We start from the raw sequence: 26,212 nt of genomic DNA on the forward strand, positions 1-26,212 counted from the left end.
GTTTTATTGGCCCGCAGTTTGAGATATTGCGTGGTTCCAGAATGGATTGGCGAAGATAAGGATCATCGAGACCACGAAACAGTAGATGGCTGTGGATTCGATCATCGCCAGGCCGACAAATAAGGTTCGGGTAATGGTCGCGGAGGCATCCGGCTGCTGGGCCAGTGAACTGAGCGCTGTGGCGACCGCTCTGCCTTCCGCAAAGGCAGGCCCCATGGTGCCAAATCCAGTGGTGATACCAGCGATGACGATTGATGCCACCGCGATAATAGTCATGTTGTCATACATAGAGCCTCCTTATTGTGATGTTTATTCCTGCAGTGTGGCTGGTTTTGTTACACGCACCTGCGTAGCCGCCGCAATGTATACAGCGGCGAGGATACTGAAGATATATGCCTGTACCATGCCGGTAAGCAAGCCGAGCACTGTCATCAGAATCGGAAAGAAGAAAGGCGTAATCGTCAGCAGGATAGCGATAATCATAGTGCCGCTCATCATGTTGCCGAACAGGCGGATGGCAAGAGCAAGGGTACGTGAAATCTCACTGATAATATTAAACGGCAGCATGATCGGTGTGGGCGCCATATAGGAGTGCAGATACTCAGACAGCCCCTGCCCTGCAATGCCGTAAAATGGTACCGCCACAAAGACACAGAGGGAGAGTGCCACAGTCGTCGAGAGCGAGCCGGTGGGAGGTTCGTAGCCTGGAAAGATGGTGCAGAGACTGGCCGCAGCGACGAACAAAAAAATCGTGCCAAGAAAACCGAGGTAGGTGCGTGGCTGGCTCAGGCCCACCTCACCGAGCTGTTTTTCAATGCCGGTAACAATAATCTCCAGCATATTCTGCCAGCGTGTCCGTGTCAGGTCGGTAGAAAGATGCCGGGTGATCAGTTTTGCGCCGACGGCAAGCAGGAATATCAATCCCCAGGTGAACACGATGGTTGCGTTGAGTTTCACAAAACCGTATTGCCAGAAAATGATTTCATCAGGACTCAGTCGCATGGTCGGTCTCCCTGGCTGGCAGGATATGCTGTTTTTTCTGCAGGCCGGTATAGCGGGTGATGATGATTCGTGCAATGATGAATCCAGTCAGACAGAAGAGTAACTTTTTCAAGTCATCACGGGCAATAATATACAAACCAGCGAGGACAACAGTCGTCCGCAGCACCAGGCTGCCAAGAAGCCACAGGGTCGGCCGATTCGATGAAAGAACCTTCTGCACAGTCCACCACAGGCCGCCGAAAAACAGTATCCCGAGAACAAAACCCGCCAAAGTTACAAGAAACAGTGTCAAAACCTCATTCATCCGTGTCCTCCTGGTCTTTCTGTATTTCACTGTCTTCTTTTGCCACCCAGTGCCAGGCATTCAGACAGCCAATTCCCAGACCGGCAACCAGCAGCATCAACGTCCATGAATAGCTTCCCGTGTGCCTCGCATCCAGCCAGATGCCAAGCGCCGTACCGAGCAGGGTCGGAACCACCACCGACCAGCCAACGAGCCCCATCATCCCCAGACCAAACCAGACGTTCCGGGTGGTCTTTCGCTGCGCCCGAAGCTTGTTCCTGGCCTTCCTGCCAATCTCCTCGCAGAGCGGCGTCTCCGGCGTCACGGGATGTTTTTCGGTTTGATCATCCATGTTGAAACTCTACAAAGCGACGGATGAAACCACTTTCTATTTTCGCCAGCTCAGAACGAATGCTCTGCTCCCGTTCGTGCAAAGCGAGAAACTCTTTCTCAACTGCTGCACGCAGTTGCCCGAGATCTGTTCCGCCGATGGCATTGCGTACTGAAACAGATACTTGTGGTCCCACTTTCGCCAGGACACCTTCATCGACAGCCACGTACACTTCGCCCTCTTCTTCGTTTTCGTAGATCAATATTCCGGGTACCAGAGACGCGATGCAGTCGAGTCTCTGGGGCAGAAACCCATACGAGCCAGCCTGGGTTTCGGCCACGATGCGCGTAATACCGGTTTTCTCAGTGAAGACCTGAAATGGCAGGAGAATTTTAAGCGTCATGAGTGACGGCCGCATTTTCGACCTCCTTTTCCGGGTCCGGGCTTTTTTCCCTGACCTCATCAATAGTTCCAATCATGTAAAACGCACTTTCAGGGTAGTCGTTCAATGTATCATTTAAGATTTGCTCACAACCGTCTAAAGCATCTTCGAGGGAAACGAGCTTCCCTGTCAGGCCGGTGAACTGCTCGGTCGTGAAAAATGGCTGGGTGAGAAAACGCTCCAGCCGACGGGCACGGGCGACAACTTTGCGATCCTCAGATGAGAGTTGCTCAAGGCCAAGCATGGCGATGATGTCTTTGAGTTGCGCGTATTGGGCAAGGGTTTTCCTGATTTCCCGTGCCAGGCGATAATGTCGACCTCCGATAATGCCGGGGGTGGCCATCTTGGAACTGGATTGCAGCGGATCGATGGCAGGATACAGCCCTTCGGCTGCCCGCTTGCGTGAAAGCACGATGGATGACGAGAGGTGTGAAAAGGTGTGAACTGCCGCCGGATCGGTCAGATCATCTGCCGGCACATAGACCGCCTGGATGGATGTAATGGCCCCTGCGTCGGTATTGGCGATACGCTCCTCAAGATGAGAAAGCTCCGTACCCATGGTCGGCTGATATCCCAGACGAGAGGGCATTTGTCCCATGAGACCTGAGACTTCCATACCGGCCTGAATAAACCGAAAGATGTTATCGATGAGCAGGAGCACGTCACGCTGCTCATCGTCTCTGAAATATTCAGCCATGGTCAGGGCCGCGTGGCCTACCCGAAAGCGGCTGCCCGGTGGTTCGTTCATTTGCCCGAAGATCATCACCATATTTGGCAAAACGCCTGCATCCCGCATCTCGCGGTACAGCTCCTCACCTTCGCGGCATCGTTCGCCGATTCCGCAAAAGATGCTGACCCCTTCCTCGTGTCCGATCATGTTATGAATCATTTCAGTCAGCAAAACAGTCTTGCCAACACCCGCTCCACCGAAAAGACCGGCCTTGCCGCCACGTTCCAGTGGCACCAGAACATCAATGACCTTTATTCCTGTTGCAAAAATCTCGGATTTGGAAGAGCGCTGTGCCAGTGTCGGGGGATTGCGATGAACTGTGCGCCACACGATATCGGTTGGTGCCGGCTGCCGGTCTATAGGATTTCCAAAGACATCGAACATCCGCGAAAGAATTCCCTTGCCGACCGGAGCTTTCAAAGGCCCGCCCGTATCCTCAACCGCATCTCCGCGGGCAAGTCCCTGAGTGGGGGTCAGCGCAATCCCACGGACGCGATGTACATCAAGTTGAGCAAGGACCTCTATAATAATCGCCCCGCCATTGGCGTGCAGCAGTGAATAAATGGGAGGCAAATGTGCATCGAAATGGATATCGACTACACTTCCTCGAACCAGAAGAACCTTCCCTCTATTGGCAATACCTGCTGTATTTTTCATAGTGCCGCCACGATTTTCACCGCATACCTTCATAAAAAGATTGCTGACAGCAGTCGTCACATCCCTGAACTGGTATAATAAACGCAGAATCTCTGCAGGCAGCTGAAGAGAAAGACCTCTTTGAAAAAAATCAAGAATCAGGTGTATTCTGAAAAAAGTTACCAGTTTGTTTTCAAAGAATATAAATAGTAACTGCCAGCAATTGAACCTTATAGAAATACACTATATCAAAATACGTCAGAAAAAAGAAGGATATCATAATTATAGAGGAAAAGATTTCGGTTACTCTTCAGCCTGCTGTTTCTCGTGAAATACTCCGTAACACCACGCTGATAAGCTCTCAATATAAAAAGCTTAAAAGCCATGTCAGAAAATCGAAATTCGTCAATCTTACGAATAAGATCAAGGAGTTGCACTGTGTATGCCTGCGAAATGAATGGAACTTGGAACAGAGCGCTGATCATTTACATGATGATGGGCAGTATCACTTTATCATAACGGCACAACATCCCGAAAACGTTAGAGAAAACGTTATGGATCAGCTCACGGTCATAGTGGTATCCCCAGTCGTGCAGATATTGATCACCTGCCAGCTGAAGTCAGCGGCCGAGAATGTATTGGCAACGGAGAAGCAGGCGCACTCCCAGGCAAAAAGGGTAAAAGTGCTCTTCAATGCATCTTGCAGCACCCTTACCAGGGAAAAAGGGAAAATATGTTAAAGAGGAGATTGCTGGCATCACCATGAAACAAGTTGTTGAAACGATAGACAAAATTAACAGCAGATCAGAAAAATATCTGAATTTTTAAATACTTATGAAACATTTAAAAAACGAACAGAAGTGTCTGTCAGAAAAGTAATGGGTTCCTCACTTATCGCTTGAATTCAGGTTTGGGCCAAGGTACTGTGAATAGAAGATAAACTTTGGATTTTTATTAAATTTATTCAATAAACAAACCCGCATGCTCTGTGATTCATCGTTGCCCCGGACAATCGAACCGGACAGCCGAACCGGACAGGAAAGATTTCTGTTCGGTATCCCCTGGAAGTATCTCTTTTTTCATCCGATTCATTACTCCACCAGCCTTTGCAACCAGAGTATTTATGCAGTTTACTCTCATAATGCTGGCTCAACAGAGAATCATCCGGGTATCTTGAAACAGCCTGTATATGTTCATATTCAAGGTACCCTGTAATGAAAAATATGGGCGATTATTCAGAGTCCTCATCAGTTGACTGCAGAGGCAATGCGCTTATTATACAAATTCATGGGTGGAGTATTTAACGAACTCCACATTGGTCATAGTTTTAATCGCTATGGACCTGACATAGGTTGCTTCTTAAAGTGACAGCTCTGAGGCGCAATTATAACTTGAATTGGGGGGATGAAAATGAACCAGATAAAAAACTTTGCTGAAATACATTTAAAAGACATAGCTCTGGTTGGTGGTAAAAATGCTTCGCTTGGTGAAATGTTTTCAGAACTCTCATCCAAAGGAATTAAAGTACCTGATGGTTTTGCCGTTACAAGTGATGGTTACTGGTCTTTTCTCAATGAAAATAATCTTATCCCGAAGCTCACCGATATCCTCTCCAGACTCGACATTAAAAAATTTTCCAACCTTAACGAAATTGGTTCAAAAGTCAGGCATCTTTTACTTGATTCTTCTTTTCCAAAAGAACTGGAAGATGAAATAAAATTGGCCTGCAAACAATTAGAAAAACGTTCTGGAAATCCTCTTTCTCTCGCAGTTCGCAGCAGCGCAACAGCTGAAGACCTGCCTAATGCAAGTTTTGCAGGGCAACAGGAATCGTATCTGAATGTGCAGGGAGAGGAAAATTTAATTGTCGCCTGTCACCGCTGCTATGCCTCCCTTTTTACAGATAGAGCCATAAAATACAGAGTTGATAATGGCTTTGATCATATCAAAGTGGCTTTGTCCATCGGAGTTCAAATAATGGTTCGCTCCGATAAAGCATCTGCAGGGGTAACCTTTACACTGGACCCTGACACGGGATTTGATAAAGTGGTTCTTGTTTCCGGTGCCTGGGGACTGGGTGAAAATGTAGTCCAGGGAAGTGTAAATACAGACGAATTTCTGGTCTACAAATCATTTGTCGGAAAGGTCAAGCAACCAATCATTTCGAGAAAGTTGGGCAGCAAAGAAAAAACAATGGTGTATGCCGAAAAAAACATGTCTGAGATTTTGCAACCTGAAGATGCCATTATTAACTTGGATACATCTCCGGAACGCATGCAGCAGTTCATTCTTAATGATGAAGAAGTTGTGCAATTGACAACGTGGGCCATGATCATCCAGGAACACTATAAAAGACACATGGATATTGAATGGGCAAAAGATGGTAACACCAATCAAATATATATTGTACAGGCACGCCCCGAAACAGTGCACAGCCAAAATAAACATAAGAATGTATTCAAGGAATACGAAATAAAAGACAAGGGGAAATTAATTTGCAAAGGAATTGGCCTGGGAAACAGTATAACGTCAGGTATTGCACGAATACTCGCGTCTCCCAAAGATATTGATAAACTGAATGATGGAGAAATCTTGGTTACAGGAAGAACGGACCCCGACTGGGATCCTATTCTCAAAAAAGCAGCGGGCATTGTTACCAATCAGGGTGGAAGGACGTCACATGCAGCTATTGTAGCCCGGGAAGTAGGCGCAGTAGGTATTGTTGGAACAGGGAATGCGACTACAGCCATTAAGGATGGGCAACTTATTACCATTTCTACTGCTGAAGGCGACACCGGCTATGTTTATGAGGGCAGGGGGACATGGGATGAGCATGAGATTGACACAGCAAAAATTAAAATGCCAAAAGCTCAAATCATGCTCATTCTTGCCCGCCCAGATCAGGCTTTCCGATATTCCATGTTTCCGAATAATGGTGTCGGGCTCATGCGGATGGAATTTATTATTAACAACGTCATAAAAATCCATCCTATGGCGCTGCATCATTTCGATAAATTAACAGATCCATCTGTTAAGAGTGAAATTGAAAAACTGACGCATCATTATCCCGACAAGAAAGACTATTTTATTCATAAACTGGCAGAGGCAACTGCAACCATCGCTGCAGCTTTCTATCCTAAAGATGTAATTGTCAGAATGAGTGATTTTAAATCAAATGAATATGCGAATCTTCTTGGAGGAAAAATATTTGAACCCGTTGAACAAAATCCAATGATTGGATTCAGGGGGGCATCACGTTACTACCATGCTTTATACAAAGATGCTTTCGTGATGGAATGCAAGGCAATGAAAAGAGTGCGTGAAGAAATGGGTTTCACCAATGTAAAACTGATGCTTCCATTCGTGAGAACAGTTAAAGAAGCTACCAGTGTCATTCATATTATGGAAGAAAATGGCCTGGTACGAGGAGAAAACAAGCTTCAATTATATATGATGGTTGAAATCCCAAGTAATGCCCTGCTTGCCGAAGAATTTGCCAAACATTTTGATGGCTTTTCAATTGGCAGTAATGACCTTACTCAGTTAACCCTCGGTGCCGACAGGGATTCAGAATTACTCAGTGAGATTTTCTCTCCGTTTGATCCTGCGGTTATGCAGCTTATCAGTATGGCTATTAAAAAAGCAAACGTTGCTGGTGTGAAGATTGGGTTGTGCGGCCAGGCTCCAAGCGATTATCCGGAATATTCACGATTTCTTGTTGAATGTGGAATTAACTCTATTTCCTTCAACCCGGATGCCTTGATAAAAGGTATTGAAAACATGAATCAGGCGGAAAAGGCATTAGAGAGCTAACCAGAAAAGCCCCCCGGGTAAAATCTTACAGGAACAATAAGAGTAGCTAACACGGCGGATTCAAGCAGTCACAAATTCGTGGACGCTGTTATTCGCCAACAGAAAGGAGGTACTGCAAATGCCAAATAAAGATAAAACTGGACCAAAAGGTCAGGGACCAAAAGACGGTCATGGTAAAGGTATGGGGCAAGGGCCGGGTAAAGGTAAAGGCAAGGGCGATGGCTCTGGTCAAGGTTCGAGGACTGGCGGGAATAAAGGGGGTAAAAATAAGACTTGAGAGATTGCGAATAATCGCATGAACATAAGGTCAGAACTGAACAGGAGAAAGGAAAAGACGAAAGACAGAACAGTCTCATCCCACAACGGATGTCATCGTGTTTTGTTGCCCTGTTTTTTCCTGCCTCCTTTCTCCTTTTTATCTTTGTCTTTTTCCATAACTTTTTGAGAAATTACGGAAAAGAGAGGTGAAAACATGAAAGAAGCTCTATTTTATAAAACTGGAAAAGAAAACAAGGTTATCTGTGAACTGTGCAGCCATCGTTGTCACATAGGTGATGGAAAACGAGGTATATGTGGGGTGCGGGAAAACAGGGGCGGTGTTTTATACAGCCTTGTTTATGGCCGACTGATCGTGGAAAACCTCGATCCCATCGAAAAAAAGCCACTGTTCAACTTTCTCCCTGGCAGCAAAGCGTTCTCTATTTCCACCACAGGTTGTAATTTCCGCTGCCTTCACTGTCAAAACTCCAATATCTCACAATATCCACTTCTTCACAATGGTGAGATCATAGGCGCTGAGTGTACAGCTGAAACCGTCGTTAAAGAAGCCATCCAAACTGGAAGCAAAAGTATCTGTTATACCTATGTAGAGCCAACAATTTTCTATGAATTTGCCTGGGATTGTTCGGTGCTTGCCCATCAGCGACAGCTGAAAAATGTCTTTGTCAGCAACGGCTATATGACCCCGGAAGTTACCCGTCACCTGGCACCGGTCCTCGACGGTATCAATATTGATATTAAGGGGTTTACTGATGATTTTTACAAGACGGTCTGCAATGCCAGGCTGCAACCTGTTCTTGACAACGTGCAACTGATGCATGAACTCGGAGTATGGGTTGAAGTCACTACACTTATCATCCCTGGTCTCAATGATTCAGCGGAAGAATTACGCGATATTGCCAGGTTCATTACATCCGTTTCTCCAACGATTCCCTGGCATGTGACAGCCTTTTATCCTACCTATAAGATGTTGGATCGCCCGCCTACGCCGATTGCCACCCTGCGTAAAGCAAGAGAAATTGGTCTTGAGCAGGGGCTGCACTATGTCTATGAGGGCAATATTCGCGGCGAGGGTGGAGAAAACACTTTCTGCCCGAATTGTGGTGCCGAACTGATCAATCGTTTTGGTTTCAGTATCCGGGAAAACACTTTGACTGATGGGTGTTGCAGCAAGTGCGGTCAGCACATTTCTGGAGTTTGGGCATAACACCTTTTACATTTTATATTGGCGGATTCAAAGGCAGGGAACGGGAGAAAGCGGAAAGACAATTTTTTCACCGCGAAGAACACGAAGGAACGCGAAGAAAGACAAAAGGATTTGAGAATAAAGATTCTGTAATGTACAATCGGGAATGCAGAAAAAAAAATGGTGAAGGGAGATAAAGATGATAGATTCAATTTTATTGCGCATTGCGAAAACTGCTATTTTATCCCGGTTTGACAGGAATATAGAGATAGACAGAAATAAACTCCTGACAGATTATCCTTTTTTACAATTAGAGGCTGCTTCATTTGTAACACTCAATTACAATCACCAGCTCAGAGGATGTATTGGGTCAATTATTGCGCAGAGAAAATTACTTGATGATATTATTCAAAATGCTGAATCAGCGGCATTTAATGATTACAGATTTAAACCTCTCAGCAAAGATGAGTTGCAAAATTTGCATATTGAGGTTTCAATTTTAACTCCGCCTGAAGAACTCAGCTATACTGATTTCGACAACTTGCGTGATAAAATAAGACCTGATATTGATGGATTAATTTTAAAGTATGGTCAGAACCAGGGGACTTTTTTACCACAAGTTTGGGAAACGTTGAAAACACCAAAAGAATTTTTAGATCATCTCAGTTATAAAGCAGGTCTAAGCCCCTCTGTCTATGAGAAACACCCAACAATTTATCGCTATGAAGTTAAAGCGATAGAAAATTATTTTGACGCAATAGCACCACTATAAAAAAACCAGAGGAGTGTCATCATGATCAGAAAAGAGATCGCATCCGGCACATTTTATCCTGATAATATTGACGAATTAGGTAAATATTTTGATCATTTTAATACAATTTTCAACGAACAATTTTCAGCGAATGATATTCAAAGTAGAGCTGTAATCGTTCCTCATGCCGGTTATATCTATTCAGGGATTACCGCTAATGCGGCCTATAGGATATTACAAAACAGCAATGCAAAAAATTTTGTTGTTATTGGTCCTTCACATAAAATTGCATTTAATGGAATAAGTCTTTGTGAATTTGAATCTTACAGAACGCCATTAGGAAATATTGACAGCGCTGCTGTTCTTATAAAAAAACTTAAAACTAAATTCGAAATAAACTGTGTTCTCCAGGCTCATGCTGAGCATAGTACAGAGGTACAATTCCCATTTATAAAACATTATTTAAAAGATGTAAATATCGCAGAGATTGTCTATGGAAAAGAAGATCCACGACATCTTTCTCAAATCATAGATTATATTTTGGAAGATAAAGAGAATGGAGTTATTATCAGCACTGATTTAAGCCATTTTCATAATCTTCGTGACGCTGAGAAATTAGATAATATTTGCCTCAAAGCTATTGAATTACTTGATATAGACACGTTGCATAGCGGATGCGAAGCATGTGGAATGATTGGCGTTGAGGCAATTTTGTTAAGTGCAAAGAAAGGAAATTTAAAAGCACATCTGTTGGATTATAGAACCAGCGCAGAGGCAAGTGGTGATGAATCAAGAGTCGTTGGCTATGTGAGTGCATATTTGAGTTAGAATTCTAATATCGAAATTAAAACGGAGAGGACGGGAGACGGGGAAACAGGAGATGGGAGACAGGGAAAAGCAAAAGACGGAACAGCGAAAAACTTTAAGAAGTTACGCTTTTATAAAAAATGCCCTTTTTCACATGATTAGACCATTTCTATTAAGTTATGCTCGTTTTACATCCTGTTTATCCATTCGTAATAGCCAAAAAAGATTTCCACGCAGTTGCGTTATCTGGTTAATACAAAATGTAAATGGTATTACAGTTGAGGAAATTCCATGTAAAACTGATAAATGATTGTAATTACGTCAAAAGGGAGGTGATCACAATATAAACACGAAAAAATTGCCTGTACGACAGGATTCCTCAGGAATCTCAACTGAAAAAGACAATTCAATGTTTAAAAGGAGAAGATGATGAAAAAAAACATTTTTATGATCACGAGTTGTATCATGATGCTCTCAATATCTTCTGTTGCCTACAGTGCGCCAGGTCCGTATATGAGTGTAAATGTTGGTGTCGCGATCCTAAATGATTCTGATGTAACTGATTCTACAGAACCAGGTCTGACAATGGATATGGAATCAGACTCCGGTTTGGCACTTGGTGTAGCTGTTGGTTATGCTGTTGCTGGCAACATGAGATTTGAGGGGGAATTTGCATATCAGGAAAACGATCTGGATAATGTCAGTTTTTATGGTATAGGTACTGATTTAACCGGTGATACAGCGAGCTATGCTTTTCTTTTAAATGGCTACTATGATTTCAAAAATACAAGTGCCTTTACTCCATTTATAAGTGGTGGTGTTGGCATGGTACAGGTCGAAATAAATAATATGAATTTCCCAGGATCAGATGATCCCGATGTAAGTGATGATGACACTGTATTTGCCTATCAGTTTGGAGCGGGTGTGGCTTATGCTGTAAATGAACAAATCAGTATTGATGTCAAATATCGCTATTTTGGAACTTCTGATCCGGAATTTGAGACCACAGAAGTAGAATATTCCAGCAATAATATTTATGCCGGTGTAAGGATTGCTTTTTAACCAGATATTTCAGCAGGTGAATGATTTCAGGAGCAAAACCTTTCTCGCCCATGAAATTGCGGAAATCAGCACGACAGTGGTTCCAGCAATGCTTTTGTAGAGACAAGGCATGCCTTGTCTAATGACATTGCGACGGGATTTATGAAATTAACGATTACTGCGAATGCAACGGCGGGATTGCATTATTATTTGCGGAAATCAGCACAACGCGATGAGTCCAGCCATGATGTAGACAAGGTGACGGCTATCGTAATGAAAATGGTAACTGTCACGGAATACGAAAAATAAGAATGAACTAAAAAATCGGCACTCCTCAAAAGGAATGCCGATTTTTTTTAAGTTTTTTTGCCTTTATTCGAATGTTTAGAGCTTTTATACCATTTCCATTTTGTATTGATTCATCACCATTGATGGAAAATCGGCACGGCGGTGGTTTCCCGCGATGTTGTTCTGTAGACAAGGCATGCCTTGTCTCTACGGTGGCGGCCATCAGCGAAATGGCAAGCATTACCGATAACCCGCTGCCATATCATTACCATGGGGTGATAACGGTGACACTACACATCCTTGGTGAAAAATCGCTACAACAGTGATTCCAGCAATGGTGTTGTAGAGACAAGGCATGCCTTGTCTACACTGTGACGGGAAACGTAACGATAACAGTGGAATTACACAACCATTGGTGGGCTAAACTGGTAGTAATTCCCGGAATTATTAAGAGCAGATACAACCGCGATTGAGCCCCCAAATAAGGTCATAACTTAATAGGAATGGTATTACCCCATTCACCCCTCTATATCCCGACTCCAGGAGAGGGCCATCATCGTCTTTGGAAATCCAATGGTAGAGATCAGCAGAAGCAGGGCATGATCAATCTCTTTTCGATTCGCACCTGCTTCAAAAGCCCGGCGGGTGTGAGAATGAACACTTCCCTCAGAGGCAATGGCGGCGGCGGCGGCAAGCTGGATAAGCTGGCTTTCTTTTGCTCCCAGTGGACCAGCTTCCCGTACAGTCTTCCCAAGGTTTTTCACCACACGCTGAATCTCGGGATACTCTCTGCCCAGATCGTTATAAATTCCTTTTGTCGTCATTTTTTTTCCTTGATATTATTTTGAGATTAACCGCAGCAGCTGCAGGGCAAAAAAAAGAGAAAAGACGCCTTCCGTCTCCTCCCCTTTTTCTGATTATACTTTCCTCAACCCTTCTACATCAACAGTTCCAGTCCGGAAAAGAAATAACCAATTTCAAAGGCAGCCGTCTCCGGTGCATCAGAACCATGGGTAGCATTTTCTCCAAGGTTTGCACCGAAATCCCTGCGCAGCGTTCCTTCTGCCGCATCGGCCGGGTTGGTGGCCCCCATCAGATCACGCCATTTTTTGATGGCACCTTCTGCCTCAAGGACCATGACAATGCAGGGTCCACTGGACATAAAGTCAGTCAGCTCGCCGAAAAAGGGTCTTTCTTTATGGACAGCATAAAATCCCTCAGCCTCAACCTTGCTCATGTAAAGCTTCTTGATGCCGACAACGGTAAATCCCTCGGCATAAATGCGGGCAAGAATCTTACCGGCGTTGTGGTCTATGAAGGCGTTTGGCTTAATGATTGCAAAAGTACGTTCTTGAGTCATGAGAGTTCCCTGTTAAGAATAATTGGTTGAGTTAAGCGTAGAAAAACAGTGAAAGCAGGGTACAGCTGAGCACTGTCCCCAGTAGAAAAACAAACATACTGTACAGCACCAGACTATTGGCCCGCAAAATATCTTTAGCCTCAATTTCACGGGTGGGATCTCCAAGAGTCGGCTTATAGACCGATTTCCCGAAATAGACAGCCTCTCCCCCGAGTTGAATCCCCAGGGCACCGGCCATTGCTGCTTCCGGATGACCGGCGTTGGGGCTGGCATGTTCTCGGCGGTCACGCAGGAAAATACGCCAGCAGTGTCCAGTATCCAGCCCTGCCAGAGGACAGGCTGCAACAATACAGAGTCCGCTCAGTCTCGCTGGCAGATAATTCAGGACATCGTCGAGTCGGGCGGCAAAAAAACCGAAATACAGATATTTCTTGTTTTTATAGCCAAACATGGAGTCCATGGTGTTGGTTGCCTTATAGAGCATGGCACCAATTGCGGCGGCGGCCACCGGTGAAAGGGAATCGGGTGAGATGGGGAGAAGCCCCTGCAGTAATACGGCGAATGCACTGAAGAACAGCGGAGCGATGATACCGTCGGATGCACTCTCCGCCACGGACTCCACTGACGCGCGAATTACTCCCCCCCGGTTAAGGGTGTTTGTGTCCCGCCCTACAATCAATCCAACCCGCCGCCGCGCTTCTTCCAGATCACAGGAAGGAATCAGAGCAAGATAAACGTTTTTTGAATGCCGCAACAAATCCCGCGTCGCAATAGAGGTGTAGAGCAGAAAAACGGCAAAGAGCACTTCCACCGCTGGATGGATGGTTCGAGCAAGACTCAGCAGCCCCCACAGGATGATAAAGACACCGCCCAGGACAGACAGCACCGTGACTGTTCCGGCCAGGGTCTCCCGCTGCGGCAGCCAGCGGCGCCAGCGATTTTCACAAAAGGTACACAGCCAGCCGATGAGCCGCACTGGATGGGTGTACCACCTCGGATCACCCAGCAACAGGTCAAGCAGCACGGCCGCGACGAGACAGATGATATATTCTCCCATCACAGCTCCAGCAGACGATAGATTGCGTTCATATCAAGATTCTCACGCATGCTTGTGGCAAGGCGATCAAAAGCCGCCTCAAGATTCCACGGTGCGAGAATCCGCCCAGCCGGTTCCAGTCCCTTCTTCTCCCGCAGGTGATCTATGAACCAGCGGCGAAACTCGTCACTGTCAAAGATTCCATGGAGGTAACTTCCCCACACACCGTTGCCAGGGGCCGCCTGTCCACAGTGTGAGCCGTCCTCAAATTCAAGGAGTGATGCAGAAGTGCCGGAGGAAACACCGTGATGAATTTCATAGCCGAAGACCGGCTTGCCGGAAGGCAGATGCCGACCGCTTTTCCTTTTAAGATTCTTCTCTTTCTCAATCACCGTAACCATGTCAAGAAAGGCAAAGCCCTTCACCTCACCGAGGGTCGATTCCAGCTTCAGCGGATCACAGATAGCCCGACCGAGAAACTGGTAGCCGCCGCAGATCCCAATAATTTCACACCCACCCTCCCGCAGGCGGTTCACCGCTCCGGCGAAACCGCTCTCCTGAAGATAGTGCAGATCATGAAGCACATTTTTTGTTCCCGCGAGGATAACAGCATCCGGACTGCCCAGCTCGTCAGGGGTATCCACAATTCGCAGATTAACGTCCGGTTCCTCAAGGAACGGCTCTACATCTGTAAAGTTGGAGATATGGGGCAGATTGATCACCGCAATCTCCACGGTGTCTCCGCTTTTCTCCTCCTGCATCTCGTTAAAGGAGCCCTTTTTAAAGCTGACCGAATCCTCCTCGGGCAGGCCGAGGTGATTAAGCCAGGGGACGACACCGAGCACCGGTCGTCCGGTATACTCAGCAACGTAGTCATGGGCCGAGCCGAGCAGAGAGGCATCCCCGCGAAATTTATTGACCACAAAACCAGCCATCAGCCGTCGTTCCCACTCGGCAAGGGTTTCCATAATGCCAATAAAGGAGGCGTACACCCCGCCGCGGTCAATATCTCCGACCAGCAACACCGGGGCAGCAGCATACTGTGCCATGCGCATGTTGACGATATCGTCATGCTTGAGGTTGATTTCCCCCGGCGAACCGGCACCTTCGAGGACGATAACATCATGCTCACCAGCAAGGGAATCATAGATTGACTGCACCCGTGGCCACAGCTGAGCCTTGTAGCGGCTGTATTCCTTCACGGCCATATTACCCACGGGTTTCCCGGCAACAATCACCTGACTGCCGGTATCACTGTTGGGTTTGAGCAGCACTGGATTCATGCGGCAGTCGGGATCGAGACGCGCGGCCTGCGCCTGCACCACCTGAGCCCGTCCCATCTCATCCCCCTGCAGGGTGACAAAACTGTTCAGTGACATGTTTTGTGCCTTGAAAGGTGCCACCGAGATACCGTCGTTAAAGAGAATCCGGCAGAGCCCGGCGGTGAGGATCGACTTGCCGGCATCAGAACAGGTTCCCTGGAACATAATTGACGTTGCGCGCTTTCTGCCTTGAGATTTGGACGCACTCTTTCCTTTACTGCCGAAATAGCTGTGAAAAAGTTCGACAAGTCGAGCGTTCTCCCGTGCCGTACGTACGGCAATGCGAAAGCAGCTTTCGGCGTGATCAAGCAGACGATAGTTGTCACAACGGCGGATGAGAAGGCCCTTTTCTGCACAGAAATCAGCCAGTTCGGCGACGGTTCCGTGTTCCAGGCGGCAGAAGAGATAGTTGGCAGTAGAGGGAAAAACCTTTAACGGCAGTGGCGACAGCTCTGCACAGAGCGCTTCACGTAATTCTCGGCAGACTGTGCGGGACCGTTGCTGATACTCCCCGTCGCCAAGAGCGTGAATGGCAAAGGCGACAGCCAGAGAGTTCACACTCCATGGCGGCACATTACGGCGAATTTCTTCCGCAATGTCCTGCGGAAAAAGACCATAGCCGATACGCAGCCCGGGGACACCGTAAAACTTGGTCATTGAGTTGAGGCTGCAGATATTCTCCGCTGAGGCACCGAGGGTATGATGTTCTTCCTGAAAATCGAGGAAAGCCTCATCAAGGAGGAAAAGAGATTCCGGGTGACGTGCGGCAAGCTCCCTGACTGCCCCGAGATCAGGCATGCATCCCGTGGGATTGTTGGGGGTACCGAGAAGGAGCAGGTCACCTGGCTGAAGAAGTTCTTCCAGCACCGAAAAATCGGGCATAAAATTCTTCTCTTCGGCAAGGCCCACGAGATGAATATCCAGCCCGGCCTGCTCAGCGGTGCGGTAGTAATCCACATAGGAAGGAACCGGCAATACAAGACGACGGCACCTCCCGCGAATGGACTGCATGAAGAAGTGCAACAGCTCGGAGGTCCCGTTGCCGACCACCGCACACTCCCTCGAAACACCGGTGTATGTGGAGAGAGCAGTACACAGTTCCGTGTACTCCGGGTCAGGATAGTGAAACACTCCTTCCAGCTCACGGCTCATCAGTGGCCGCAGCCACTCAGGCGAACCGAGCGGATTGATATTTGCGCTGAAGTCAATTACCTCGGCACCGTTTACCCGTTTTGCCCGATGGATATTTCCGCCGTGTTCAAAATCTCTCATTATACAACGCCTCAGTAGAGAAAGGAGACGGTCAGAGCCGTCATTAGTTCGGCCAGCTCACACTGCGCTCCGAGAATATCACCGGTGGCCCCGCCGAGAATCAGGATACTTTTCCGGCGCAGAAAGGCGAAACCGAGCAGTATTCCGGCAAGCACAAGAAGTCCATGACTGCCATAGACCATACAGAGCAGCACGGTAAGCAAAACCAGCGCGATAACAGCGTGCCGCTGCATGTCATCACCGTAAAAAAGTGCCCCCATACCGCCTTCCTTCCGAGCGTAGTGCATAGTCCCCATGGAAAAAAGCAACGCACAGCGTCCGGCAAAGGGCATGAAAAAAAGAGCTGCGGGCAGGCCTTCGGCTGGAAGAGAAAGAAGTGCAGCGAATTTACCAAGCAGGAGAAAAATGAGCGCCGCCACGCCCATGGCCCCGACCCGACTGTCCTTCATAATTTCCAGGCTGCGCTCACGGCTGCGTGCCGAGAGAAGACCATCGGCACTGTCGGCAACGCCGTCAAGATGCAGGGCGCTGGAGACAAAGGCGAGATAACACAGCAGAATCACTGCCGTTACTGCAGGAGACGCAAAAGAGGCAACGCCCCACGCAAGCAGGGCCCCGATACCGCCAAGCAGAATACCGAGGAAAGTAAACCAGCCGACACTGCGTCGAAAACGACTGCTGTCCTCCTCCTGCCGCCACGGAAGTGGAAAGATGGTAAGAAAACGCAGCGCCGCACAGAAGTTGGCGGCCGCCTCCTTCACTGAAAAGGACATTACTTGTCAGCTCCACTTACGGCCGCTTCCTCAAAGGTCGCCATCTGGTTGAGAATGGCGAGGCCACCTTCAACGAGATTCATCGCCATCGCCGCGCCGGATCCCTCACCGAGGCGTAATTTGAGATCAAGCAGCGGTTTGTTGCAGCCGAGAAACTTCAGCATCTCGGCGTGCCCTGGCTCCACTGACCCATGGGAGAAGATCATGTAGTCTTTGGTAAAAGGTTCGATAACGGCGGCAATCATTGCCCCCGCAGTAGAGATGAAACCATCTACCACTACTGGTTTATGCTGGGATGCCGCACCAATAATCAGTCCGGCGATACCACCGATCTCAAAACCGCCAACCTTGCTGAGCACATCAAGAGCATCTTTCTTTCTCGGGCTATTTATGGCAATGGCCCGCTCCACTATGCGGATTTTATGTGCAAGCTGCTCATCGTCCAGCCCGGAGCCCCTGCCGCAGAATTTCGCAGCGGGTCTGCCGGTAAGCACTGTGGCAATGGCCGAAGAGGCTGTGGTGTTGCCAATACCCAGTTCTCCAGTGCCGAAAATATCGTAGTCACTGTTTTCTTCTGCCACCGCGATGCCATTTTCCACTGATTTCTGAGCCATGGTTCGGCTCATGGCCGGTCCGGCAACCATATTATCCGTTCCGTTGCCAACCTTTTTGTTTATAAGTTTTCCACTCTTTTCCACTTCGGTCATATCGCCTGCAATACCAAAATCATATACTTTAACATCGGTGCGGGACTGTGAAGCAAGGGCATTCACCCCGGCACCACCGTTGATCACATTCAATGCCATCTGTACCGTAACTTCAGCGGGATACTTGCTCACGCCTTCGGCAGCTACTCCGTGGTCAGCGGCCATGCAGGCGATCAACTTTTTATTGATCTGCGCTCTGGGATTATCCATCATGCCAGCGATGTCAACGGCAAGATCAAGCAGGTCTCCGAGAGCCCAGTGTGGCATGGTGAGCTGCTCAATATGGGCAATGGCAGCTTTGCGGGCGGCATTGCTCTGCGGGTAAATCTTTATCAACGTTTTTTCAAGAACACTCATTACATTTTTCTCCACATTTAAAGTATTTGATACGGCAAAGATATATTGAAAACACTGTTTTATTCATATTCAAGGCACAGGAGAAAATTTACCCGCTTCTCTAATTGATATCGGAGCCTGGCGTTTATCTGTAATACCAATCACATTTTTTACTGACCAGCCTCCCTTCCCCCCTCTTTTAATACAAGAGGGATGCCGCAACTGACCAGCACCACTTCATCGGCGGCCCTGCCAAGCGTCTGGTTGGCAGTCCCGACAAGGTCGCGGTAGAGACGGGCCAGCCTGTTATCCGGCACAATTCCCAGTCCCACCTCATTGGTAACCACAAAAAAACGGTGTGGAGAAGAAAGCATCTCCGCAATAAACGCCTCTGCAGCCACGCGAATTATGCTGTCGGTTGTTTCAAGGTGAGCGGCTTCGGCGGTAAAGAGGATGTTATTTACCCACAGCGTAATGCAGTCAAGCAAAACGACGCCCGGCTCGACGGGAAGACGTTCGCGCACAACCTGAGAAATGTCATGTTCCTCCTCAAAGGTCTGCCACCCCCGCCCTGCCCGTTCTTCCTTGTGACGTGTCACCCGGCAATTCATCTCTTCATCAAGAGAGGGGCAGGTGGCAATAAAGAAGCGCTTTTTACTTACGGCTTCGGCACGCTCCAGCGCGTAACTGCTTTTCCCACTCCGCGCACCACCGGTTATAAGGGTAATTTTTCCCATGACTGCCTGCATATATTTAAGAATTCAGGGCAATTCGCAGTTGAAGCGAGTCAACACTCCGCCCTGCGAATGAAGTCGGATCTCACAAAAACGCCCAGGTTGAACATCGAAAAGCAGATAATTTTCCACGGACAGATTCAGCAGCAGACAGAGCAGGATGCGAATGACTCCGCCATGGGCAATGACAAAGATATCGTCATCTGAAACCTGCAGAATTTCTTTGCAGTGTGCTACCCGGCGGTGAAAGTCGAGCAACCGTTCTCCGCCCGGAAAGGTGAAACTGCTCCAATTCTCCAGCCAGCGATGAACAATTTCCGGTTCTTCAGCGGAGATTTCGGAAAAGCTGCGTTTTTCCCATCGGCCAAAATCAATTTCCCGCAGATCATCAAGCAGTTCTCCTTCCCTGTCAAGATCAAGCAGAGAGAGTGTCTGGCGGCAGCGACGCATGGGGCTGAGAAGGATTCGACTGAAACCGTCCACATCAACTCTCCCGGCAAGCGCCGCAATCTGCGCAGCGCCTTCCGCACTCAATTCAACATCACTTGAGCCGACCCAGCGCCCGGTGAGTCCGGTATCACCGTGGCGCATAAAGAGGATCTTCCGTCCTGCATCCTTCATGACAGGGATTCGAGAATATCGCGGGCAAAATCCAGCGAGGGATCAAGAGTCAAGGCGAGAGTAAGATATTCCTTTGCATCATCAATGCGCCCGAGCCGCTGGCTGTTGACGCCTATATTGGCGTAGTCCATGGCTGAGGAAGGATCGAGCTCCACGGCACGTTTGAACTGTGCAATCGCCTGCTCAAATTCACCGAGTTTAAAGCAGCAGACACCCATGGTGTTATAGATATCCGGTCTCTGTTCGTCATATTTCAATCCCTTCTCCAGCACTGCCAGCGCCTCAGTGTAGTGTTCGAGATCACGCAGACAGAGTCCGAGATAGGAGTATATATAGGGAAGATCTTCCTCTTCGGGATGCATTTTCAGGGCGTTCTCGAAAAAGGGCAACGCCATCTGCCCCAGTCCCATGTTGTACAGGTTGCGGCCGCGATAAAATTCCACATAGTAGGCGTCCGGCAGCATCTCTTTCAGCTCAAGGAGTCGTTCATCCAGTATTTCAGGATCCTGAATAAGATCTACGGCAAGGCGGGCAGCAAAGAGTCCGGCATTTTGCAGACGCGATCGTTCGCGGAAGTGAGCACCGGGAGCAAGGGTGTAGGTCGCCGGCAACTGCAGTCCTTCATGGGTAATATCAAGCATAAAGATATCCATGCCAATTTTTTTCAGCACTGCGACGGTGCGGTCAACCTCGATTTTGATGTCGTGATCAGCCAGATTTGCCATGTCGTCAACGCTGATGCTCAAGGGCGAATCGGTGAGCCAGGCAACCTCGTCCATACTGGTCGGCTTGGGCAGACCTGAAGCGATATAGTTGGCAGAGGTCTCAAAGTCTCCGCCAAGCTGTGCCACTTCGGTGAGGGTACGGATCATCGCTTTCTGCGGGTCTGGAGCGGTACCGGCGGTATAAACGATCTCGCTGCTTTCGGGGAATGTTGTCCGGTCAATGGCAAGAGCCGCCACTGTAGGAATACCTGTATCGAGAGTGAAATCAAGGAGATGAATCTCAATGCCGTTCTCAGCAAATTTGTGGAGAAGATCCAGCGCCACCGGATCAGTAATGCTCTTCATGTCAATCTTCGGTACGGGAAGCTTTTCATACGTTACCCGTGAACAGACGTGGCGCTCGATAATTTCACACAGCCCCTGCTGTGCGGACTCCTCGAGAGTGTTCCCTGCTGCAGAGCCGTTATACTCGTTGATGGTGTAAAACCATGAGAAGGGAACAAGAACATTTTCGTTGCGGGTGAGGCTGGTCGCCTGACACCAGAGCATCGGCAGACCGGCAAGCAGTTTATGAAGCTGCCCGGGGCTGGTCTTTTCATCATGCACCGACTGCAAAAGATATGTGATCGGCAACACCGGGTACCCCTGCTCCTCCATGGCGGCGTAATCACCGATGAGGAAGTTTTCAGGATTGGCCTTGAAGGAGAAGAAAGAGAAGCGTTCGGTGAGTTCCATACAGGCTGAGGTCTCCGCCTGTACGGGACCTGCTCCCTTGCCCATGGTCTTCTTCGCGCCGATAATCTCCTGCGCGTCGTCCCCGCAGACACCGAAATAAACTGGAATCCCGAGACGTCCGGTATCAATACGTTTTACTTCGCTGAGAATTTTCAGATCGAGCGCCTGGACGCGACTGTAAAAGGTTTCGAGGGTTTCAGCGGGAGTTCTGGCCTTGTCGAGATCAGCGGTGAACGTTTTCGGGCAACTCTGCAACTCAATTTTTTTGAGGATCATATCACTGTTTGTAGTGGAAGTAAGGAGAAGTTTTGAGGGAAATTCTTCCCTGTCGGAGAAGAATTCTCATCACCTGAAAGAGGAGAGATCAGCACTGCCTGCGCCCTCTCTCAAGATGGACGTGCATTGAAGAAAAAAACATATCGCCCTCACACCCGCAAGCGAAAAGACTGCCTGGTTCCCTCCGCTGTGTCCGTATTGAAGTCTGATTGCTCCGGGACAGAACGTCAAGGCATCGAAAAATCCGTCATTTTTGCAGGTTGGTCACCAGGGAGTGTTTCAGCTGCGGGGAAAATTATATCTGCCCTGCAGGGTACCTTGAAACAGCTTGTGTTTCGCTGGCCATCCAGTCTTTGGCGTTCCTTCGTGTTCCTTCGCGGTAAAAAAATTGTCTTGCCGCCTCAAAGTCTCCACAGATGGTTCACCGGGCCACTCCCCTTTCCCAGATTAAGTCCCGCCGCCAGAGCGCCTGACAGATATTCCTTTGCTTTTTCTATGCTTTCTCCAAGGGACATCCCGTCCGCGAGATTACAGGCAATTGCCGAGGAGAGTGTGCAACCCGTCCCGTGGGTGTTCTCTGTAAGGATGCGCTCAGCTTTAAACCAGTATGTGTCACCCTTTTCAAACAGGAGATCGTTGGCGTCACTGACAGAATGCCCCCCTTTAAGGAGCACCGCCCCACCGATTTCCTGGGAAATACGCCGAGCGGCGGTCACCATATCCTCTTCATTGTGAATCTTCATCTGACTGAGTACTTCAGCTTCCGGGATATTTGGCGTAATAACATTTCCAAGCGGTAACAGTGTAGAGATGAGACTCTGCCTGGCATCATCGGAAAGCAGCGCGGAGCCGCTGGTGGAAACCATTACCGGATCAATCACAACATTCTCGGCATCGTATTCAACGAGTTTTTCGGCAATGGCTTCAATAATTCGCCCATTTGAGACCATGCCAATCTTCACTGCATCGGGCCGAATGTCATTGAATATACAGTCAAGCTGCTGTTCAACAAATTCAGGCGTTGCTTCCATGATGGCAAAAACGCCAGTGGTGTTTTGCGCGGTGAGAGCCGTGACGGCGCTCATAGCATACATCCTGTGGGCAGTTATTGTTTTTATATCTGCCTGAATCCCGGCACCACCACTGCAGTCGGAACCCGCTATGGTCAATATTTTTTTCATCATTTTCCCTCCGGCTTTCCTGAACACATCCTTTCAGAGGAGGCGCGAAGCTCCCGGCATTCCTTCTCGATATCATCACTGGCAAAAATTGCGCTGACCAGTGCAACACCAGCGACGCCCGTACCGGCAAGTTCCATGATATTGTGTTTATAAATTCCGCCAATAGCGACAACAGGAATGGCAACAGCTGCGCAGATTGCTTTCAACGTCGCGTGATCCAGCAGGTCCGCATCGGGCTTTGTTGATGTGGCAAACACCGCACCGACACCGAGATAATCGGCCCCGCTTTTTTCGGCCTCAACTGCCTGTTCAAGGGTTTGAGTGGAGACACCGAGCATCATGGACTCACCGATTTTGCTGCGGACATTTGAGGCTACCATATCCTCCTGGCCTACATGAATCCCATCGGCCCCGCACTGAATTGCAATATCAACATTATCGTTAATAAAAAAGGGAACACTGTATTTTTTGCAGATCTCTTTAATCTCCAGAGCCTCGGCAAGAAAAGCCTTTTCATCCATCGTTTTTTCACGAAGCTGCACACAGGTAACACCCCCCTTCAGGGATTCTTCAACCTGCATGGCCAATGTCTGCTCTTTCACCCAGGCGCGGTCGGTTACTGCATACAGACGCATATACTGCTCAACAGATTTCATATTGTGCACCACTTTCAAGAGTCTTGCCACCAAGAGTATAAATGGCATCAATCAGATAAATTTTAAAGGTCGCGTTGCCGTCTCTACCACTCATCCGCGCGTATGCCTTCTCGCCACACAGCCCCATGGCACAGACCGAAGCGAGCGTGGCTTCCAGGACATTGTTGGGATTGGCGGCGACATACGCTGCCGTCATTGCACTGAGCATGCAGCCTGTACCGGTGATTTTTGACAGCATCGAATGACCGTTATGAACGGCATACGTGGTGGTACCGTCTGTAACAATGTCGACAGCGCCGGTTATCACGATGATCGCTCCGGTCTCTCTGGCAAAGGCTTTCGCAGAATCCACGGCGGCGACACGCGTCGCATCGGTGATCAGATCGGCGAGATCTGCATCAACCCCCTTTGTGGCACCGCTCCCGGAAGCGAGAGTCTTTATCTCAGAGATATTTCCTTTTATAACCGTGAATTGCACCTCATTCATCAGCATGAGGGCCGTCTCCGTACGCAGGGTCGATGCTCCCGCTCCAACGGGGTCGAGGATAACGGGAAGGCCAAGCACATTTGCCTTCTTACCCGCAGCCGACATGGAGGAAATCGTGCTGTGATTCAGCGTACCGATATTGATATTAAGCCCGCTGCTGATGGCGACTATCTCTTCGACCTCACGAATATCATCCGCCATAACGGGAGAACTGCCGCAGGCAAGAAGGACGTTGGCACAATCATTTACCGTCACGTAATTTGTAATATTGTGAATAAGCGGTGTTCTCGCCCGCACATTGTCCAGACATTCTTTCAGCATGATTCCTCTCTTATTATACGAATTTTCATTTCTTTCCTGGCTACTTTCGTTCCAGCAATCAATCCGACCGAGGGGATGAGTACAATACGTGCAACACCGTGAGATGAAAAAAAGTGCGCTGCCGGTACAGTTACGTCACCACAAACTGACCGGAAGTTGCCATGCACAGGTCCCCGCACCAGCTGCCAGGAAAGAAAGGTACCAGATCATGGCCTTTCTTCAAACAGGAAGATCTCTGACGGAGATTGCTGGTACACTGAATCCTGATTATACTCCCGATCAGACGAACGCTGTTCTCCAATATCACCCCCCCTTTTCGCTCTTGAGAGTGATCGACGTCAAGAGGGCACCTTGAAACGGCCTGCATTCGTTGGTATTCGAGGTACCCATAAGATCAGTTTTACATCCTGTTTATCCATTCGTAATCGCCAAAGAAGGATTTCTCTTATGATCTACACAGCATACACATTACATCCTGAATTTATTGAAGAGTTATCGAAACGAATCCATCTGTTGATTGAATCAACGGTGCCAACGACAATTGTTGGCAGCATCTTCCAGAATATTCCCTTAATTCCCTCCCAGCTCCTTATTTCGCAGATCATCGATACCGCTATATGGTCAAGCTTTGCCACCGACGAAGGGAATACTGTAACCATATCGATCATCCTCAGCCCGGCAGAAGACTCCTTCAATACGTTTATCTTCGACAAGCCAATCAGCTTCGATGTCAATAACCTCGTAAAATTAGGTGCGGCGCTTGAAAATCCACGGGCTGATATTTCTGTCTGGCCCAACGAAGAAAATAAATTGGTTGTCTGGGGGTTTAGAACACGTTCTGTCGGCACCCTTCTCCCCAGCCTGTGTGTAGAAGTCATGGTGCCGGGGGGGGTGCTGATAACTTTTGGCGGAAAAAGCCTTGCAGTACTGTTTGGCAATAAGGCGTATTTTATTGATCACTCTTTTTTGATAAAAACAATCCTTCCCAAGCTCTCAGCACTCAAAGATCAACAGAGCGACAGGATACTGTGTTTGATGCGTTATATGTCACTCTTAAACACAGCCAGACAGATGCGGGCACATGGCAGAGGGGGAACTCTGCTTGTGGTACCTGAGAACAGCGAATGGCAACGTTCCATTGATACCCCTGTCCCCTATACCGGCGGGGCAGACTTTCTTGAAAGTGATTACGATGTGACCAAAAAACCTTCATTAACCAGCATTGTTAAAAATTTCTTCGGCACATCATCCCAGAGTAAAACAATTACTGAAAGGGAGAATCTTGAACGTCTGGGCCGCCAGTTGGATCAGCAGTGTAAACATATTGCCAGACTGACTGCTGTAGATGGAGCACTGGTCATGTCTTTTGACCGGTTTGTTTATTGCTTTGGTGCAAAGATAATCCCCGCCCCAAACCAGACTCCCCCGGCAAACATACGCGTATATAAACCTGTAGAAGAAGACAATGGCACAACGGTAAACTTCATGGATCTGGGAGGGACCAGACACCAGTCAGCGGCCCATTTTGCCAATGATCAACCAGGGGCCGTTGCCGTTGTTGTATCCCAGGATGGTCATGTCTCCTTTATATCCTCTGATCCAGAAACCAGCGATCTCATTGTTATTCAACATGCAGAACTGGCTGTTATTCCTGAAGGACTGGGAGCCGCTCTCTGGAGTTATGCCCTCTTTGCAGAGATGAATCTGCTGTAATACCATTTTTTAGGGAACCTTGAATAATCAGTCTTTCGCCTATCTTCTTCGTTATTGGTGAATTCAAAGACAGGGGGTCGGGAAAAGGGAGACAGGAGACGGGAGACGGGAGACGGGAGACGGGAAAAACCAGAAGAGAATGCCCTGTGGTTGAATTCGATCTGTTCTAATGCTCCTCGTAAACCACGGAAGACACGGAAAGCACGGAATATTAGAGCGTAAAAAGCTCAACCCCGACTTTCGAATGACTCCCAAAGTTGATGAATAATTCTGGTGCATTGTACGGCTTAATGCGTTGTCCCTGTTTGTGAAAATTCGTGTCCATTCGTGGTTACAAACTACAAAAGAAAACGGGTGAATATGGGACA

At 48.2% G+C, this 26,212-nt stretch carries 27 protein-coding genes; 8 read left to right on the top strand and 19 right to left on the bottom strand.

Annotated features, from left to right (window positions below):
* Positions 1–3: 3 nt before the first annotated feature.
* From JWG39_RS03925 to JWG39_RS16690, 7 genes are all read right to left on the bottom strand, one after another.
* Positions 4–288, bottom strand: coding sequence for a F0F1 ATP synthase subunit C (locus JWG39_RS03925; protein WP_205218058.1), 285 nt, complete (start codon positions 286–288; stop codon positions 4–6).
* Positions 289–309: 21 nt separating this feature from the next.
* Entirely contained in the window at positions 310–1,002 is a 693-nt protein-coding gene (locus JWG39_RS03930; RefSeq protein ID WP_205218059.1) for a F0F1 ATP synthase subunit A, read from the bottom strand.
* Complete coding sequence (locus tag JWG39_RS03935) at positions 986–1,306, bottom strand: N-ATPase subunit AtpR (RefSeq protein ID WP_205218060.1); 321 nt, start codon at positions 1,304–1,306, stop codon at positions 986–988. The genes JWG39_RS03930 and JWG39_RS03935 overlap by 17 nt, the downstream gene beginning before the upstream one ends.
* Positions 1,299–1,637 carry an AtpZ/AtpI family protein gene (locus JWG39_RS03940; protein ID WP_205218061.1) on the bottom strand — a complete coding sequence of 113 codons (339 nt, stop codon included), beginning with the start codon at positions 1,635–1,637 and terminating at the stop codon, positions 1,299–1,301. Before JWG39_RS03940 ends, JWG39_RS03935 begins: the two co-directional genes overlap by 8 nt.
* A complete protein-coding gene (locus JWG39_RS03945) occupies positions 1,630–2,034 on the bottom strand; it encodes a F0F1 ATP synthase subunit epsilon (protein WP_205218062.1) in 405 nt (134 codons plus the stop codon). The genes JWG39_RS03940 and JWG39_RS03945 overlap by 8 nt, the downstream gene beginning before the upstream one ends.
* Positions 2,009–3,478: a F0F1 ATP synthase subunit beta gene (atpD, locus tag JWG39_RS03950; RefSeq protein ID WP_275888954.1), complete on the bottom strand. Its 1,470-nt coding sequence runs from the start codon at positions 3,476–3,478 to the stop codon at positions 2,009–2,011. The genes JWG39_RS03945 and atpD overlap by 26 nt, the downstream gene beginning before the upstream one ends.
* A gap of 505 nt (positions 3,479–3,983) precedes the next feature.
* Complete coding sequence (locus JWG39_RS16690; protein WP_275888955.1) at positions 3,984–4,118, bottom strand: hypothetical protein; 135 nt, start codon at positions 4,116–4,118, stop codon at positions 3,984–3,986.
* Positions 4,119–4,834: 716 nt separating this feature from the next.
* Between JWG39_RS16690 and ppsA the strand changes: the two genes are divergently transcribed.
* The 7 genes from ppsA (at position 4,835) to JWG39_RS03985 (ending at position 11,915) form a co-directional block, all read left to right on the top strand.
* Positions 4,835–7,237, top strand: coding sequence for a phosphoenolpyruvate synthase (gene ppsA / locus JWG39_RS03955; RefSeq protein ID WP_205218063.1), 2,403 nt, complete (start codon positions 4,835–4,837; stop codon positions 7,235–7,237).
* Between the two features lie 118 nt (positions 7,238–7,355).
* On the top strand, positions 7,356–7,514 hold the full coding sequence (locus tag JWG39_RS03960) for a hypothetical protein (protein WP_205218064.1): 159 nt from the start codon (positions 7,356–7,358) through the stop codon (positions 7,512–7,514).
* A gap of 195 nt (positions 7,515–7,709) precedes the next feature.
* On the top strand, positions 7,710–8,723 hold the full coding sequence (amrS, locus tag JWG39_RS03965) for an AmmeMemoRadiSam system radical SAM enzyme (RefSeq protein WP_205218065.1): 1,014 nt from the start codon (positions 7,710–7,712) through the stop codon (positions 8,721–8,723).
* A gap of 178 nt (positions 8,724–8,901) precedes the next feature.
* A complete protein-coding gene (gene amrA / locus JWG39_RS03970) occupies positions 8,902–9,474 on the top strand; it encodes an AmmeMemoRadiSam system protein A (protein WP_205218066.1) in 573 nt (190 codons plus the stop codon).
* A gap of 21 nt (positions 9,475–9,495) precedes the next feature.
* Positions 9,496–10,281, top strand: coding sequence for an AmmeMemoRadiSam system protein B (gene amrB, locus JWG39_RS03975; protein ID WP_205218067.1), 786 nt, complete (start codon positions 9,496–9,498; stop codon positions 10,279–10,281).
* 405 nt (positions 10,282–10,686) lie between these two features.
* Positions 10,687–11,322: an outer membrane protein gene (locus tag JWG39_RS03980; protein WP_205218068.1), complete on the top strand. Its 636-nt coding sequence runs from the start codon at positions 10,687–10,689 to the stop codon at positions 11,320–11,322.
* Between the two features lie 410 nt (positions 11,323–11,732).
* Positions 11,733–11,915 (top strand): hypothetical protein, encoded by a 183-nt coding sequence (locus JWG39_RS03985; RefSeq protein ID WP_205218069.1) that lies wholly within the window; start codon positions 11,733–11,735, stop codon positions 11,913–11,915.
* Positions 11,916–12,107: 192 nt separating this feature from the next.
* Here the strand turns inward: JWG39_RS03985 and JWG39_RS03990 are convergent, their stop codons facing one another.
* The 12 genes from JWG39_RS03990 to thiM all read right to left on the bottom strand — a co-directional run bounded on the left by JWG39_RS03990 (position 12,108) and on the right by thiM (position 24,131).
* The gene (locus JWG39_RS03990; RefSeq protein WP_205218070.1) at positions 12,108–12,413 is read right to left on the bottom strand and encodes a carboxymuconolactone decarboxylase family protein; all 306 of its coding nucleotides are present in this window, start codon (positions 12,411–12,413) and stop codon (positions 12,108–12,110) included.
* A gap of 113 nt (positions 12,414–12,526) precedes the next feature.
* Positions 12,527–12,949, bottom strand: coding sequence for a nucleoside-diphosphate kinase (gene ndk / locus JWG39_RS03995; RefSeq protein WP_205218071.1), 423 nt, complete (start codon positions 12,947–12,949; stop codon positions 12,527–12,529).
* A gap of 31 nt (positions 12,950–12,980) precedes the next feature.
* Positions 12,981–14,006 (bottom strand): adenosylcobinamide-phosphate synthase CbiB, encoded by a 1,026-nt coding sequence (gene cbiB / locus JWG39_RS04000; protein ID WP_205218072.1) that lies wholly within the window; start codon positions 14,004–14,006, stop codon positions 12,981–12,983.
* Complete coding sequence (locus JWG39_RS04005) at positions 14,006–16,579, bottom strand: cobyric acid synthase (protein WP_205218073.1); 2,574 nt, start codon at positions 16,577–16,579, stop codon at positions 14,006–14,008. The genes cbiB and JWG39_RS04005 overlap by 1 nt, the downstream gene beginning before the upstream one ends.
* An 11-nt stretch (positions 16,580–16,590) precedes the next feature.
* Positions 16,591–17,352 (bottom strand): adenosylcobinamide-GDP ribazoletransferase, encoded by a 762-nt coding sequence (gene cobS, locus JWG39_RS04010; RefSeq protein ID WP_205218074.1) that lies wholly within the window; start codon positions 17,350–17,352, stop codon positions 16,591–16,593.
* A complete protein-coding gene (gene cobT, locus JWG39_RS04015) occupies positions 17,352–18,416 on the bottom strand; it encodes a nicotinate-nucleotide--dimethylbenzimidazole phosphoribosyltransferase (protein WP_205218075.1) in 1,065 nt (354 codons plus the stop codon). The genes cobS and cobT overlap by 1 nt, the downstream gene beginning before the upstream one ends.
* A gap of 149 nt (positions 18,417–18,565) precedes the next feature.
* A complete protein-coding gene (cobU, locus tag JWG39_RS04020; RefSeq protein ID WP_205218076.1) occupies positions 18,566–19,132 on the bottom strand; it encodes a bifunctional adenosylcobinamide kinase/adenosylcobinamide-phosphate guanylyltransferase in 567 nt (188 codons plus the stop codon).
* A 24-nt stretch (positions 19,133–19,156) separates the two neighbouring features.
* Positions 19,157–19,750, bottom strand: coding sequence for a histidine phosphatase family protein (locus JWG39_RS04025; RefSeq protein WP_205218077.1), 594 nt, complete (start codon positions 19,748–19,750; stop codon positions 19,157–19,159).
* On the bottom strand, positions 19,747–21,486 hold the full coding sequence (locus JWG39_RS04030; RefSeq protein ID WP_205218078.1) for a YcaO-like family protein: 1,740 nt from the start codon (positions 21,484–21,486) through the stop codon (positions 19,747–19,749). Before JWG39_RS04030 ends, JWG39_RS04025 begins: the two co-directional genes overlap by 4 nt.
* A gap of 401 nt (positions 21,487–21,887) precedes the next feature.
* Positions 21,888–22,667, bottom strand: a complete 780-nt coding sequence (gene thiD / locus JWG39_RS04035; protein WP_369130564.1) for a bifunctional hydroxymethylpyrimidine kinase/phosphomethylpyrimidine kinase — start codon at positions 22,665–22,667, stop codon at positions 21,888–21,890.
* A complete protein-coding gene (gene thiE, locus JWG39_RS04040; RefSeq protein WP_205218080.1) occupies positions 22,667–23,323 on the bottom strand; it encodes a thiamine phosphate synthase in 657 nt (218 codons plus the stop codon). The genes thiD and thiE overlap by 1 nt, the downstream gene beginning before the upstream one ends.
* Positions 23,310–24,131 (bottom strand): hydroxyethylthiazole kinase, encoded by an 822-nt coding sequence (thiM, locus tag JWG39_RS04045; protein ID WP_205218081.1) that lies wholly within the window; start codon positions 24,129–24,131, stop codon positions 23,310–23,312. The genes thiE and thiM overlap by 14 nt, the downstream gene beginning before the upstream one ends.
* Before the next feature lie 447 nt (positions 24,132–24,578).
* Between thiM and JWG39_RS04050 the strand changes: the two genes are divergently transcribed.
* Entirely contained in the window at positions 24,579–25,844 is a 1,266-nt protein-coding gene (locus tag JWG39_RS04050; protein ID WP_205218082.1) for a putative sensor domain DACNV-containing protein, read from the top strand.
* Positions 25,845–26,212: the final 368 nt, after the last annotated feature.

The organism is Desulforhopalus vacuolatus, from assembly GCF_016918505.1.
GTDB lineage: Bacteria > Desulfobacterota > Desulfobulbia > Desulfobulbales > Desulfocapsaceae > Desulforhopalus > Desulforhopalus vacuolatus.

Excerpts from the sequence above, each read along its gene's own strand:
- JWG39_RS03925 (WP_205218058.1), bottom strand. The coding sequence starts at position 288 with ATGTATGACAACATGACTATTATCGCGGTGGCATCAATCGTCATCGCT.
- JWG39_RS03930 (WP_205218059.1), bottom strand. The coding sequence starts at position 1,002 with ATGCGACTGAGTCCTGATGAAATCATTTTCTGGCAATACGGTTTTGTG.
- JWG39_RS03935 (WP_205218060.1), bottom strand. The coding sequence starts at position 1,306 with ATGAATGAGGTTTTGACACTGTTTCTTGTAACTTTGGCGGGTTTTGTT.
- JWG39_RS03940 (WP_205218061.1), bottom strand. The coding sequence starts at position 1,637 with ATGGATGATCAAACCGAAAAACATCCCGTGACGCCGGAGACGCCGCTC.
- JWG39_RS03945 (WP_205218062.1), bottom strand. The coding sequence starts at position 2,034 with ATGCGGCCGTCACTCATGACGCTTAAAATTCTCCTGCCATTTCAGGTC.
- atpD (WP_275888954.1), bottom strand. The coding sequence starts at position 3,478 with ATGAAGGTATGCGGTGAAAATCGTGGCGGCACTATGAAAAATACAGCA.
- ppsA (WP_205218063.1), top strand. The coding sequence starts at position 4,835 with ATGAACCAGATAAAAAACTTTGCTGAAATACATTTAAAAGACATAGCT.
- JWG39_RS03960 (WP_205218064.1), top strand. The coding sequence starts at position 7,356 with ATGCCAAATAAAGATAAAACTGGACCAAAAGGTCAGGGACCAAAAGAC.
- amrS (WP_205218065.1), top strand. The coding sequence starts at position 7,710 with ATGAAAGAAGCTCTATTTTATAAAACTGGAAAAGAAAACAAGGTTATC.
- amrA (WP_205218066.1), top strand. The coding sequence starts at position 8,902 with ATGATAGATTCAATTTTATTGCGCATTGCGAAAACTGCTATTTTATCC.
- amrB (WP_205218067.1), top strand. The coding sequence starts at position 9,496 with ATGATCAGAAAAGAGATCGCATCCGGCACATTTTATCCTGATAATATT.
- JWG39_RS03980 (WP_205218068.1), top strand. The coding sequence starts at position 10,687 with ATGATGAAAAAAAACATTTTTATGATCACGAGTTGTATCATGATGCTC.
- JWG39_RS03985 (WP_205218069.1), top strand. The coding sequence starts at position 11,733 with ATGGAAAATCGGCACGGCGGTGGTTTCCCGCGATGTTGTTCTGTAGAC.
- JWG39_RS03990 (WP_205218070.1), bottom strand. The coding sequence starts at position 12,413 with ATGACGACAAAAGGAATTTATAACGATCTGGGCAGAGAGTATCCCGAG.
- ndk (WP_205218071.1), bottom strand. The coding sequence starts at position 12,949 with ATGACTCAAGAACGTACTTTTGCAATCATTAAGCCAAACGCCTTCATA.
- cbiB (WP_205218072.1), bottom strand. The coding sequence starts at position 14,006 with ATGGGAGAATATATCATCTGTCTCGTCGCGGCCGTGCTGCTTGACCTG.
- JWG39_RS04005 (WP_205218073.1), bottom strand. The coding sequence starts at position 16,579 with ATGAGAGATTTTGAACACGGCGGAAATATCCATCGGGCAAAACGGGTA.
- cobS (WP_205218074.1), bottom strand. The coding sequence starts at position 17,352 with ATGTCCTTTTCAGTGAAGGAGGCGGCCGCCAACTTCTGTGCGGCGCTG.
- cobT (WP_205218075.1), bottom strand. The coding sequence starts at position 18,416 with ATGAGTGTTCTTGAAAAAACGTTGATAAAGATTTACCCGCAGAGCAAT.
- cobU (WP_205218076.1), bottom strand. The coding sequence starts at position 19,132 with ATGGGAAAAATTACCCTTATAACCGGTGGTGCGCGGAGTGGGAAAAGC.
- JWG39_RS04025 (WP_205218077.1), bottom strand. The coding sequence starts at position 19,750 with ATGAAGGATGCAGGACGGAAGATCCTCTTTATGCGCCACGGTGATACC.
- JWG39_RS04030 (WP_205218078.1), bottom strand. The coding sequence starts at position 21,486 with ATGATCCTCAAAAAAATTGAGTTGCAGAGTTGCCCGAAAACGTTCACC.
- thiD (WP_369130564.1), bottom strand. The coding sequence starts at position 22,667 with ATGAAAAAAATATTGACCATAGCGGGTTCCGACTGCAGTGGTGGTGCC.
- thiE (WP_205218080.1), bottom strand. The coding sequence starts at position 23,323 with ATGAAATCTGTTGAGCAGTATATGCGTCTGTATGCAGTAACCGACCGC.
- thiM (WP_205218081.1), bottom strand. The coding sequence starts at position 24,131 with ATGCTGAAAGAATGTCTGGACAATGTGCGGGCGAGAACACCGCTTATT.
- JWG39_RS04050 (WP_205218082.1), top strand. The coding sequence starts at position 24,579 with ATGATCTACACAGCATACACATTACATCCTGAATTTATTGAAGAGTTA.